This window comes from Nocardiopsis algeriensis, assembly GCF_014203695.1.
Lineage (GTDB): Bacteria > Actinomycetota > Actinomycetes > Streptosporangiales > Streptosporangiaceae > Nocardiopsis > Nocardiopsis algeriensis.
Genome location: NZ_JACHJO010000016.1, coordinates 28,814 through 41,529 on the forward strand (window position 1 = coordinate 28,814; position 12,716 = coordinate 41,529).

The 12,716-nt window shown below is 71.4% G+C and carries 8 protein-coding genes; 4 read left to right on the top strand and 4 right to left on the bottom strand.

Features of this window, described 5'->3' with window-relative positions; genetic code table 11:
- Positions 1-106: 106 nt before the first annotated feature.
- A complete protein-coding gene (locus FHS13_RS20540) occupies positions 107-1,384 on the top strand; it encodes a glycosyltransferase (RefSeq protein ID WP_184293603.1) in 1,278 nt (425 codons plus the stop codon).
- Between the two features lie 141 nt (positions 1,385-1,525).
- Positions 1,526-2,470 (top strand): anti-sigma factor RsbA family regulatory protein, encoded by a 945-nt coding sequence (locus FHS13_RS20545; RefSeq protein WP_184293604.1) that lies wholly within the window; start codon positions 1,526-1,528, stop codon positions 2,468-2,470.
- On the opposite strand, the gene FHS13_RS20550 is transcribed toward FHS13_RS20545, so the two are convergent.
- Positions 2,460-2,807 carry an anti-sigma factor antagonist gene (locus FHS13_RS20550; protein ID WP_184293605.1) on the bottom strand — a complete coding sequence of 116 codons (348 nt, stop codon included), beginning with the start codon at positions 2,805-2,807 and terminating at the stop codon, positions 2,460-2,462. The genes FHS13_RS20545 and FHS13_RS20550 overlap by 11 nt on opposite strands.
- 186 nt (positions 2,808-2,993) lie before the next feature.
- Positions 2,994-3,770: an ANTAR domain-containing protein gene (locus tag FHS13_RS20555; RefSeq protein WP_184293614.1), complete on the bottom strand. Its 777-nt coding sequence runs from the start codon at positions 3,768-3,770 to the stop codon at positions 2,994-2,996.
- A 190-nt stretch (positions 3,771-3,960) separates the two neighbouring features.
- On the opposite strand from FHS13_RS20555, the gene FHS13_RS20560 reads away from it, so the two are divergent.
- Positions 3,961-5,052, top strand: a complete 1,092-nt coding sequence (locus tag FHS13_RS20560; protein ID WP_246405596.1) for a GAF domain-containing protein — start codon at positions 3,961-3,963, stop codon at positions 5,050-5,052.
- An 18-nt stretch (positions 5,053-5,070) separates the two neighbouring features.
- On the opposite strand, the gene FHS13_RS20565 is transcribed toward FHS13_RS20560, so the two are convergent.
- On the bottom strand, positions 5,071-5,718 hold the full coding sequence (locus FHS13_RS20565) for a response regulator (protein WP_184293607.1): 648 nt from the start codon (positions 5,716-5,718) through the stop codon (positions 5,071-5,073).
- An 87-nt stretch (positions 5,719-5,805) separates the two neighbouring features.
- Positions 5,806-10,137 carry a HAMP domain-containing protein gene (locus FHS13_RS20570; protein ID WP_184293608.1) on the bottom strand — a complete coding sequence of 1,444 codons (4,332 nt, stop codon included), beginning with the start codon at positions 10,135-10,137 and terminating at the stop codon, positions 5,806-5,808.
- A 247-nt stretch (positions 10,138-10,384) separates the two neighbouring features.
- Here FHS13_RS20570 and FHS13_RS20575 point away from each other — a divergent pair, with 247 nt between their 5' ends.
- Positions 10,385-12,559: a SpoIIE family protein phosphatase gene (locus FHS13_RS20575; RefSeq protein WP_184293615.1), complete on the top strand. Its 2,175-nt coding sequence runs from the start codon at positions 10,385-10,387 to the stop codon at positions 12,557-12,559.
- Positions 12,560-12,716 lie beyond the last annotated feature (157 nt).

Here is a 12,716-nt window from a genome sequence, read left to right on the forward strand (position 1 = left end):
GGCCCCCCTTTTTCCCGAACCACCCGTCCCGCCCGGGCTTCGCTCCCCGCTCCGAAGTCCCCTCGGGCCCCATGACGGACACACGTGTCCTAGGAGTCAAGACCCAGTGAAGATCGCCATGGTCGCCGAACACGCCCATCCCCTGCCCGCCCACCGGGGAGAGCCCTCCTGCCCCGCGAGCCTGCACCTGTGCGCGCTCTCCCGCCAGCTGGCCAAGCGCGGCCACAAGGTGACCGTCTACGTCCGCCGCAGCGACCCCGACCAGCCCGAGGGACGTACCCGCATGGCGCGCGGGGTCTCCGTGTCCCACCTGGACGCAGGGCCCGCCAGGCCGCTGTCCGAGCAAGAACAGGCCGACCACACCGGAGCCTTCGGCACCGCCCTCGCCTCCGTCCTCGACGAGGACGTGCCGGACGTGCTCCACGCGATCGGCTGGACCAGCGGCCTGGCGGCACTGCACGCCCAGGCGCACAGCGAACGCGACCAGAGCGGCATCCCGATCGTCCAGGCCTTCCACTCCCTCAACGCGGGCGAGCAGCGCTCCGGCCTGGCCCAGGAGCCCCAGCGTGCCCGCATGGAGGCGATCCTGGCCTCGCGCGCCGACCGCGTCCTGGTCGGCTCCGCCGACCAGCAGGACGAGCTCGCCCGCCTGGGCGTGCCCCGGCAGCACGTCAGCGTCGTCCCCTTCGGGGTGGACACCGACCAGTTCACGACCGACGGCAGCGCCTCCTCCGAGTACTGGCGGTCGCGCCGGGGCGAGCGCCCCCGCATGGTGTCCGTGACCTCCCTGTCCGAGGAGGGCGGCGCCGACCGGCTCGTGGACTCCCTGGTCCGCCTGCCCGAGGCCGAGCTGCTCCTGGTGTCCACCTCCGAGCACACCGACGTGTCCCTGGACGAGAACGCCCGCCGGATCGAGCTGAGGGCCAAGGAGGCCGGCGTCGACGACCGCCTCCACATGACCGGCCCGGTCGAGCGCAAGGAACTGCCCCGGCTGCTGCGCTCCGCGGACGTGTACGTGTCCGCCGCCGCCTACGACCCCTACGGCGGAGCCGTGCTGGAGGCCATGGCCTGCGGCCTTCCCGTGGTGGCCACCGCGACGGGCGCCGTGCCCGGTGCGGTGCTGCACCGCACCAGCGGCGTGCTGATGCGCTCCGGCCGCCCCGACGAGGTCGCGCGCTCCGTGCGCGCCGTGCTGGGCACCCCGACCATGAGTACCGCGTACGGGATCGCCGCGGTGGACCGCGCCCGCTCCCGTTTCACCTGGCAGAGGATCGCGGTGGAGACCGAGCTCGCCTACAAGCAGTCCCGCCCGCAGCAGGCGGAGGCCGGCGAGCACGAGGAGGACCCGGCGGACGGTCTCCTGCTCTCGGGGAGCAACCGCTGAGCCCCGTGGCGCGTCCCACCCCGGTCGGGTGTACCCGCTCCCGGTGCGGAAGCACCGGGGGGCGGGTACACCCTTTCGCGGTGCCCCCGCCCGGGGGTACCGTGACCACCGACCCGGGCAACACCTCCCGCGTATGAACCCATGACTTGTGAACACCAGGGCCTGCTCTTCCGCCACGAGCGACACTTCCTCGAGGTGGCCGACGCGTGGCTGAGCTCCGTACTGGGCACCGGCGGCCCCGTCGTCCTCGCCGTGGCCGGCGGGCGCGCCGAGGCGCTCACCGGCTTGCTCGGCGAGGCCGAGCGCGCCCGTGTGCGCGTCGTCGACCGGAACCGGCTCTACGACGCCCCGGGGCGCACCCTGGCGTTCCTGCACCGGTTCGCCCTCGCCCACGAGCCCTCACCCGTGGCCGTGCTGGCCGAGCCGGTGGTGCCCGCCGACCCGCTGGAGCTGCGCGAGTGGCAGCGGCTGGAGTCGGTGCTCTGCACGGCGCTGGCGCAGACCCGGCTGCGCCTGCTGTGCGTCCACCAGGAGGACGCCCTGTCCCCGGAGGCCCGGTCCGGAGTCCTGGCGACGCACCCGGTCCTCCCCGGGCCGCACGGGCCGCACCGCAATCCGCGCTACCTGGGCACGGCCGCCTTCCGCGGTCTGCCGTCCGCGCCCGAACCGCTGCCGGTGCGCGGACCGGTCCACCGGCTGGAGATCCGCGAGCCGCTTCCGCGCGTGCGCCGCGACCTGATCGCGCTCGCCGAGACCGCGGGCCTGTCGGAGGAGGACACCGACCGCATGGTGGTGTCGGTGAACGAACTGGCCGCCAACGTGCTGGAACACGGCGCCGGCAAGGGGACCCTGCACGTGTGGCGCGCGCCCGACCGCTGGGTGTGCGACGTGTTCGACGAGCACGGCCGGCTCACCGACCCCCTGACGGGCTACCGGCCCTCCGACGGCCGGCGCACGCGCGGCTACGGCCTGTGGATCGCCCGGCAGACCAGCGATCTCGTGGAGATCTGCGGGGGCAGGGAGGGCTCGCTGGTACGGCTGCACTTCCTGGACCGGACGGAGGCCGTCCTCCCCCTCAGTCTCTGAGGTCCTCGACGGCCGCGCCGACGGTCCCCGCGATCGGGATCACCTGGTCGATCCCGGCGATCACGAAGAGCCGCAGGACCTGTCTCTGGGGTTCGGCGACCATCAGGCCGGCGCCCAGGTCCCGGGCCTGCCGGTAGGCGGCCACGAGGACCCCGATGCACCGGGAGTCGCAGAAGCCGACCTTGGACAGGTCGACGACCACCCCCGTCGGCGTGTCCGGGAGGAGGACGCCGTCGATGGCCTCGGCCAGGGCCGGGGAGGTCACCGCGTCCATCTCCCCGGCGGGGGTGACGACCACGACATCGTCCTCTCGGCGGATCGAGATGTCTGAGGTCACGCTCGGTTCTCCTTGATCGCTCTCGGGCCCCGGATGTCCCGGCACTGCCACCGGCGAGGCCGCACCGGGAACACCCCTGCGATCATCATTACGCTTTTCTGTCACGCTCGGGACTCACCCGCCTGATGTCGCAGGGGTCTTCGTCCCCGGCCAGGGCGGGTGCGCCTCCTCTCCGGAAGGCCACTGTCACCTTCCCGCACGACCGCTCCTGCGCATGCCCTGCTGCGGCCCCGTGTTCTCCCGAACGAGGTCGCGGGCCACGTCGACGACCCTCTTGCGGTTGCGCTGGGCGACCTCGCGCAGGGCCTCGAACGCGGTGTCGGCATCGCATCCCCGGGCGTGCATGATGATGCCCTTGGCCTGGTCGATGACCGCCCGCGCCGACATCGCGCGCCGCATGTGCGCCGTCCGGCGGTCGGAGTCGGCCGCCCGGCCCACGCTGTACAGGGCGGCCGCGGCGTGCTCGGCCAGCAGCGCCGTCAGGGGGGCGACCACGTTCTCGTCGAAGGAGTCGGCCCGCCCCGAGTGCACGCCGAAGGTCACCACCCGGTCGTCGTCGGCGCCTTCGCCCGGCAGCAGGCTCGGCAGGGTGAGGGAGGACCGGTCACCCGACTGGACGGCCATGCTGGTGTAGCGGGGCCACCGGTGGGACTCCCGGAGGATGTCACTCACACGCACCTGCCGCATCTCGCGCACCGCCTCCACCGTGGGGCCCTGGTCGGTGGTGTACTGGTGCTCGAAGGCGGCGGACAGGTCGGCATGTGAGGCCCCGTACTCGGTGACGACGTGGCGCACCGACCCGTCGGCACCCTCCACCTCCCGCCACAGGACGACGATCGCGGCGGAGCAGCCGGGGACGCCGAGCGCCGCGGCCCTGCTCATCTGGTCGAGGGCCCGTTCGAGCGTGGTGCCCTCGGCCTGCACCAGCGCGCCGATCTCCCGGGCCAGGCGCTCGGTCCACACGATCCGGCCTCCCTGCTTCTCGTCATCACCAAGGTAGCCGCGTACCGCCGAGGGGTCGCACATCCGTTAGCTTCGGAGCAAGGCACAGACACCGGCACGACAGGGAGACCCGAGCGTGAACCTCGCTGGGCTGCAGCAGGAGATCACCGCACTGGGCGGGCGCATCGCGGCCCTGCGCGACACGCACACCATGTACCCCGACGACGCCCGGGGCACCGCCGAGGCGGCACTGGCCGAGCTGGAGTACGCCGAACGGCTGCTGGGCGAGGCCGGGAACCAGCTGGCCCGCGTGCACGCGGAGCAGCCCGAGCCGCGCCGCTCCGACGACGAGGGAGAGCGCCCGCTGCTCCGGGCGCTGTTCACCCAGCTGCCGGTCCCCGTGGTGCTGCTCGACCACGAGGGCTACATCCGCAGGATCAACAACGCGGGCGCCGAGCGGCTGGGCAGCGCGCCCGGCTATCTCACCGGCAAGCCCTTCGCCCACTTCGTGGACCTGCGCAGGCGTGCGGCGATGCAGTCGTGGCTGGCCGCGGTGCTGCGCGGCGACGGCGACGCCGACCTGGAGTCGAGGCTGGCCCAGCGCGGCTGGGCCGAGGACGTGCACCTGTCCATGACCCGCCTCGACCTGCCCACCGAGGCGCACCCGCTGGTGCTGGTGGCGATGTCACCGCCGATGAACGGCGGCGAGGAGGAGGGTCCCGCGCCCCTGGAACCGGAGGTGGAGGACCAGGTCGTCGTCCTGGCCGCCCGCCGCCTGGACGTGCTGACGAGGATGACCCGGCTTCTGCTGCGCTCCGCGGGACCGGGCGGCGAGGGTCGGCCGCCGGCGCTCGCCGACGCCGCCGAACTGCTCGCCGACTCGTACGCCGACTGGGTGATCGTCGACGTGTGCGACCTGCCGTCGGGGCCGGAGGCGGCCCGGCGGGCCGCCGTGGCGGGCCCACCCGACGCCACGCCCGACCAGCACCGGGAGGTCGCCGAGGCGGCCCCGGGGGACTCAGGCATCCCCGGGGAGGTCCTGGGCCGCGGGCAGTCGCTGCTGTTCCCCCTGATCGAGGACGAGGAGGTTCTGGGCCGGGCCTCCTCCGGCGCCCCCCTGCTCGCCCTCCTGGGCGCGGGCTCGCTGCTGTCGGTCCCGCTGCGGGGCAGCCGGGGCGTACGCGGAGCGCTCACCCTGATCCGCCGCAGCAACCGGGGCAGCTTCCGCCTCGCCGACCTGGGCGTGATCGAGGAGATCGGCGAGCACATCGGCCTCGCCCTGCCGCCCCGGTCGGCCGTCTGAAGGGATGAGTGGGGGGCATCAGGGGCGGGCGTCGGGGCCGTGGAGGGCGTCCACGAGGGTGGTCAGGCGGGCCACGGCCTGGTCGACCCGGCGCACGCCCTCGACCAGCGGCTGATCGCCCTCCTGGTAGTGGGCCACGACGTGGTCGCGCAGGGCGGCGAGGTCGTGCTGGACCTGGCGGGCGCGCTGGGCGAGCTGGTCGGCGAGGATCTTGCCGGGCTCGCCCGTCTCCTGTCCGAGGTCGCGCTGGAGGGTCCGGGCCTGCTCGCGCATCTGCGCCTTGAGGTGGTGCAGCTCGACGAACACCTCGACCTTGGAGCGCAGCACCCAGGGGTCGAAGGGCTTGAGGAGGAAGTCGACCGCGCGTGAGGCGTAGCCGCGGAAGACCTCGTGCCGGTCGATCTCCTGGGCGGTCAGGAAGATGATCGGGACGTCTTTGGTCTTCTCCCGCTGCTTGATGTGCGCGGCCGTCTCGAACCCGTCCATGCCGGGCATGACCACGTCGAGGAGGATGACCGCGAAATCGGTGCCCAGAAGCTGTTTGAGCGCCTCCTCGCCCGAGCTGGCCCGGACGAGGTTCTGGTCGAGGGAGGTGAGGGCCGCCTCCAGGGCGATCAGGTTCTCGTCGCGGTCGTCGACGAGGAGGATGTTGGCCTTCTGGGTCACGGCTGATTACTCCAGGTCCTCGGTGGGGGCCCCGGCGGCGGCGCCCCCACTTCTGTGCTCGTTGCCCCCGGTGCGGCGGCAGGGGGCTCAGGCGCCATTGTGCCCCTCACCGGGATCGCCTTCCCCCGCCGGGCCGTCCGCTTCCTCGGCGAGCGCGGCCCGCGCGTCGTCGGCCGCGGCACCGGCGATGGTCTCCTCCCGGCCGGCGGTGAGCCAGCGGCGCATGACGTCCAGTAGGTGGTCGAGGTCCACGGGCTTGGTGACGTAGTCGGTGGCACCCGCGGCGAGGCTGCGCTCGCGGTCGCCCTGCATCGCCTTGGCGGTCAGGGAGATGATGGGCAGGTCGGCGAACTGCGGCATCTGGCGGATGCGCTCGGTCGTCTGGTTGCCGTCCAGCTCGGGCATCATCACGTCCATCAGGACCAGGGAGATGTCCTCGTTGGCCTCGAGCTTGGCGATGCCCTCGTGGCCGTTGTCGGCGTAGAGGACCTCCAGCCCCTGCGCCTCCAGGGCGCTGGTGAGCGCGAAGACGTTGCGGACGTCGTCGTCGACGATGAGCACGCGCTGCCCGGCCAGCACCGCCTGGCGTTCGGGGTCGGAACGCGGCTCGGACCTCTCCCTGCTCCCGCTCTCCCCGCCGGCCGCCGGAAGTTCGGGCGTCTTGAGCACCGGGACCGTGGGCAGTGTCTCGGTACCCAGGTCGGTGAGGGCCGCCATGGCCTCGTCGAAGTCCTCCGCCGGCATCACGTAGTCGTCCTGGTCGGTGCCCAGGACCGAGGACAGGACCGGGACCGCGTCCAGGCCGGTGTCCTCGCCCGCCCGGTCGCCCGCGTCCTCGGGCAGTCTCACCGGCAGCAGGAGGGTGAACGTGGAGCCCTGGTTGGCCACGCTCTGGACCCGGATCTCACCGCCCAGGAGACGGGCGAAGTTGCGGCTGATGGACAGGCCGAGCCCGGTTCCGCCGAAGCGCCGCGAGGTGCCGCCGTCACCCTGGTGGAAGGCCTCGAAGATGACCTGGAGCTTGTCCTCGGCGATACCGATACCGGTGTCGGCGACGGTGAACGCGATGACCTCCTCGTCCTCCACGAACATCTCCAGGTCGGCCTCCTCCAGGGCCCACGCGGGCTCGATGAGCAGCCGCACCTCGCCCTGCGGGGTGAACTTGACCGCGTTGGACAGCAGGTTGCGCAGGATCTGCTGGAGGCGCTGCTCGTCGGTCCACAGGGTGTCGGGGATGTCGGGCGAGACGTCCACCGTGAAGGCCAGGCCCTGGTCCCCGGTGACGGGACGGAAGGTCGCCTCGACGTAGTCGACCAGCTGCGAGATGGAGACCTCGCTGGGCTGGACCTCGGCGCGGCCGGCCTCGACCTTGGACAGGTCGAGGATCTCGTCGATGAGCAGCAGCAGGTCGCTGCCGGCCTTGTGGATGGTCTGGGCGAACTCGACCTGCTTGGGCGTGAGGTTCTGCTCGGCGTTGTCGGCGAGCAGGCGCGCCAGGATGAGGAGGCTGTTGAGGGGCGTGCGCAGCTCGTGCGACATGTTCGCCAGGAACTCCGACTTGTACTTGGAGGAGACCTGGAGCTGGTGGGCGCGCTCCTCCAGGGCGTTCCTGGAGCGCTGGATCTGCTGGTTCTGGAGCTCGATCGCCCGGTTCTGGTTGGCGAGCTGGGTGGCCTTCTGGCGCAGCTCGGCGTTCTTGTTGCGCAGCTCCTCCTGCTGGCGCTGGAGCTCGTTGGAGCGCTCGCGCAGCTGGTTGGTGAGCTGCTGGGACTGTTCGAGCAGGTCCTCGGTGCGCTTGTTGGCGAGGATGGTGTTGATGGTGGTGCCGAGGAGCGAGACCAGCTGGCGCAGGAAGTTCTTGTGGATCTCGTGGAACTCCTCGTAGGAGGCGAACTCCAGAACGCCCAGCGCCCGCTCCTCGGAGATGATCGGGAGGATGTACACGTGGCGGGGCGGGGCCTGGCCGAGCCCCGAGCTGATGGTCACGTAGTTCGGCGGGATGGAGCTGACCAGAATCTCGGTCTGCTGGGCGAGCGCCTCGCCGGCGAGCCCGACGCCCTTGCGGATACGGCGGCGCTCCTCCCCCGGGTCGAAGCCGAAGCCCGCGTAGAGGCGGAAGACCTCCTGGTCGTCCATGTCCTCGGGCAGGTAGCAGACGCCGTACTGGGAGTTCATCAGCGGCGTCACCTCGGTCATGATGAGGCGCGCCAGCTCCTTGAGGTCGCGGTGTCCCTGGATGTGGCCGGAGATGCGGGCCACGTTGGACTTGAGCCAGTCGGCGTCGTGCTGGGTGGCGGTGGTCTCGCGCAGGTTGGACACCATCAGGTTGATGTTGTCCTTGAGCTGCTCCATCTCGCCGCGGGCATCGACCTGGATGCTGCGGGTGAGGTCGCCCTTGGCGACGGCGTTGGCGACCTCGGCGATCGCCCGGACCTGGGTGGTGAGGTTGCCGGCCAGGCCGTTGACGCTGTCGGTGAGCTGCTTCCAGGTTCCGGAGACGCCCTCCACCTTGGCCTGCCCGCCCAGCTGGCCCAGCGTGCCGACCTCGTAGGCGACGCGGGTGACCTCGGCGGCGAACGCCGACAGCTGGTCGACCATGGCGTTGACCGTCGTCTTGACCTCGAGGATCTCGCCCTGGGCGTTGACGTCGATCCTCTTGGTGAGGTCACCGGCGGCGACCGCGGTGGTGACCTCGGAGATGTTGCGCACCTGCGTGGTGAGGTTGTGCGACATCGAGTTGACGTTCTCGGTCAGGTCCTTCCAGATGCCCGACACGCCCTTGACGTCCGCGCGACCGCCCAGCTTGCCCTCGGTGCCCACCTCCCGGGCCACCCGGGTCACCTCGTCGGCGAAGGCGTCGAGCTGGTCGACCATCACGTTGATGGTCTCCTTCAGCTCCAGGATCTCGCCCTTGGCGTTGACCGTGACCTTCTTGGTGAGGTCGCCGGCCGCGACGGCCCGCGTGACCATGGAGATCTGCCGCACCTGGTAGGTCAGGTTGTTGGCCATGGAGTTGACGTTGTCGGTCAGGTCCTTCCAGACGCCGGAGACGTCGCGGACGTGGGCCTGCCCGGCCAGCTTGCCCTCGGTACCCACCTCGCGGGCCACACGGGTGACCTCCCCCGCGAAGGAGTCGAGCTGGTCGACCATCTTGTTGATGGTGTCCTTGAGCTCGAGGATCTCGCCCTGGGCGTCGACGGTGATCTTCTTGGTGAGGTCGCCGGCCGCGACGGCGGTGGTCACCTGCGAGATGTTGCGGACCTGGTAGGTGAGGCTGTTGGCCATGGAGTTGACGTTGTCGGTCAGGTCCTTCCAGATACCCGACACGCCCTTGACGTTGGCGCGACCGCCCAGCTTGCCCTCGGTACCCACCTCGCGGGCCACCCGGGTCACCTCGTCGGCGAAGGAGTCGAGCTGGTCGACCATGGTGTTCACGGTGTTCTTCAGGGCGAGCATCTCGCCCTGGACGTCCACCTGGACCTTCTGGGTCAGGTCGCCCCGGGCGACCGCCGCCGTCACCTGGGAGATGTCCCGCACCTGGTTGGTGAGGTTGTCGGCCATGGAGTTGACGTTGTCGGTGAGGTTCTTCCAGATGCCCTGCACCCCGCGCACGTTGGCGCGACCGCCGAGTTTGCCCTCGGTACCCACCTCGCGGGCCACCCGGGTCACCTCGTCGGCGAACGTCGACAGCTGGTCCACCATCGTGTTGACCGTGTCCTTGAGCTCGAGCATCTCGCCCTGGACGTCGATGGTGATCTTCTTGCTCAGGTCGCCCCGGGCGACGGCGGTGGTCACCGCGGAGATGTCGCGCACCTGGACGGTGAGGCGGGAGGCCATCTGGTTGACCGCCTCGGTGACCTCGCGCCAGGCACCCGAGACGTCCTCCACCCTGGCGATGCCGCCGAGCTTGCCCTCGGTGCCCACCTCCCGGGCCACGCGCGTGACCTCGTGGGTGAAGCCGCTCATCTGGTCGGCCATCCGGTTGACGGTGGTGGCCAGGCGCAGCAGGTCGCCCTTGAGCTCACCGCGCCGCCCCTGCGTGGAGGCGCGCAGCGTCAGCTGGCCGTCGGCGACGGCGTCGAGGACGCGGGCGACGTCGGTCACCGGTTCGGCGACCTCGTCGAGAAGGCTGTTGAGGGCGTTGGAGCTCTCGTCCCACGCGCCCCTCTGGGCCGAGTTGATGACGATCCGCTCGTTGAGGCGCCCCTCGTTGCGTACGACGTCGCCGACCCGCTTCAGCTCGCTGGAGAGCTGTTCGCTGTTGTCGACGACCTCGTTGAACACAGAGGCGATCTCCCGCATCGTGCCGTCTCCGCGCTTGCGCAGCCGCACCGTGAAGTCCCCGTCGCGCATGCGGTACAGGGCACGCAGAATCTCGTCGAGCTGGTCGTCGGCAACCTCGTTGACCGCCTCGGGCATCGAAGAATCCCTCCCAGTGCACCGTCGGGACCACCGCCCGAAAGAGCGGAGTGTCGACTTACACTAACCGCCGATCCCACAGTACAGAGGCGGCTTCCTGTCGGCAGTCCCTTCGCCGAGCTGCTCCGCCGTGCGGGCATACCGTCCGGTCGGGCCCGGGAAGTCGGCGTATCGTGTCAACGACCACTCTTTTCCGAACCCCGTATCCAGCGACGAAGGACCCGAGGGCTTGCCAGCACACGACGCGTTGAAGGTCGCTCGACGAGAGTTCCCACCCGCTCCGGAGACCGCGTCCGCGGCCCGGGAGTTCGTCCACGACACCCTTCTGTTCTGGGGTGTGCCCACTCCGTTCGACGATGTGATCCTCCTGGTGAGCGAGCTGGTCACCAACGCGGTCGTACACGCGCGCTCCCCTCTCGAGGTGGTCCTGCGGCGGCTGGAGGGATCCACCGAGGTGATGGTCACCGACTCCGCCCCCGAGCGCTCCGTCCCCCAGGCGGGACCACTGCGCGTGGACGCCTCCGGACCGGCGGGCGAGGGCCGCGTCGGCGGACTGGGCCTGGCCCTGGCGTCGGCGATCGCGACGAGCTGGGGCGTGAGCTACGGGCACACCGACAAGGCCGTGTGGTTCCGCATCGACGACTCCGGCGGCGGCCGGACCACCCTGGAGGCGCCCTCGGTGCCGCGCCGCGCCCAGCAGGTCCGTACACCGCGCCCGGCCGCGTGGTCGGCCCTGGACGCGGCCCTGGGTTCGCGGCTGACGCTGCCGCAGCTCCTGGAGCGGACCGTGGAGTACGCGTCCACGGCACTGGGCGGGGACGCGGCCTACATCGCTCTCGCCACCTCCGACGAGACCATGTGGGAGGTGCGCGCGGCGATCGGTCTCTCCTCGTCGGGCCTGCCGTGGCGCCCGCTGCGCATACGGACCGAGGAGGCGTTCGCGTCGGCGGCGCCGGAGCCGGGCGCCGTGATCAACGACGACCTGGCCACCGCCCGTGCGCACCGCGGACGCCTGGCGCACGCGGGCATGCGCTCCCTGGTGACGGCGCCGCTCATCGTGGACGGCCGTGTGACCGGTCTGCTGGGGGTGGCCTCGCGGCGGGCCCGGCACTTCGGCAAGTCCGCGGCGCGGCGGCTCCAGGAGGGCGCCGACCTGATCGCGCTGCCCGTGGAGCGCGCCCGCCTGGCGGAGGTGGAGCGCAACCGGCGGGCGTCGCTGAGCTTCCTGGCCGAGGCCAGCGACCTGCTCGCCGGCACGCTGGACGAGCGGATGACCGGCGCGCTGACGGCGCAGCTGATCACGTCGCGGCTGGGCAGGTGGTGCGCGATCCACACCGTCACCGAGCTGGGCGTGCCGAAGCTGACACACGTCATGCACGGCAACGAGAACTACAACGACGTCCTGCGGGAGCTCCTGAAGGGCCCTCCGCCGAGCGAGCAGCGCGACCCGCAGCCCCTGTGGACCGCGGCCGGCCTGGCCGAGCACGGGTTGGACGAACCGCTGGTGCACGAGCTGGCGCACGGCCCGGCGATCAGCATCCCGCTCGTGGCGCACGGGCGCGAGCTCGGCAGGATGACCATCGGCAAGAACGAGGGCGAGGACTTCACCCGCGACGAGGTGGACGTCGCCGACGACCTCAGCCGCCGGGTCGCCTCGGCGATGGAGAACGCCCGGCTGCACGAGCGGCAGGCGTCCATGAGCGTGGCGCTCCAGCGCAGCCTCCTGCCCGCCAAGGAGAAGGAGCCCACGATCCCGGGCGTGGACCATGCGGTGTTCTACAACCCGGCGGACGAGAAGAACGTGGTCGGCGGCGACTTCTACGACGTGTTCGCGGCCAGCGGCCGGTGGTGCTTCGCGATCGGCGACGTGTGCGGAACGGGCCCGGAGGCGGCGGCGGTGACCGGGCTGGCCCGGCACACCCTGCGGGCCCTAGCCAAGGAGGGGTTCGCGCCGTCGCACATCATGCACCGGCTGAACACGGCGATCCTCGACGAGAACACCTCGACCCGGTTCCTGACCATGCTGTACGGGGAGATGGCCCCGGCCACCGACGACGAGGGCGGCATGCGGGTGCGCATGGTGTGCGCGGGGCATCCGCTACCGCTGCGGCTGAACCGCAAGGGCGAGGTGGAGCAGTTCGGCACCTCGCAGCCGCTCCTGGGCGCGTTCGAGGACGTGAGCTTCACCACCGAGAGCGTGGACATACGCCCGGGCGAGGTGGTGCTGGCGGTGACCGACGGCGTGACCGAGCGGCGCAGCAACTCCGACATGCTCGGGGACACGGGCCTGGAGCGCATCTTCTCGGGCTGCGCGGGCCTCACCGCCCAGGCCGTCATCAGCCGCATCGAGCGCGAGCTGGAGGAGTACTCCCCCGGCGGCCACACCGACGACACCGCGATGCTGGTGCTGCGCTTCCTCTGACGAGGGTGGTGGCGGGCGAGGTGCGGACCGAAGCGCCGGTCGCCCGCAAGCCCACCCGCGCTCCAGGGGGTGTGCCGTGAGGGCGCCGGCGGGGTTCTGCAGGAGTGGAGCGAACGCCCGAGGAACGAGGGCGTGAGCGCAGCGACGAAGAACCGCG

Coding starts and splice junctions, on each gene's coding strand:
- FHS13_RS20545 (WP_184293604.1), top strand. CDS start 1,526: ATGACTTGTGAACACCAGGGCCTGCTCTTCCGCCACGAGCGACACTTC.
- FHS13_RS20570 (WP_184293608.1), bottom strand. CDS start 10,137: ATGCCCGAGGCGGTCAACGAGGTTGCCGACGACCAGCTCGACGAGATT.
- FHS13_RS20560 (WP_246405596.1), top strand. CDS start 3,961: ATGTACCCCGACGACGCCCGGGGCACCGCCGAGGCGGCACTGGCCGAG.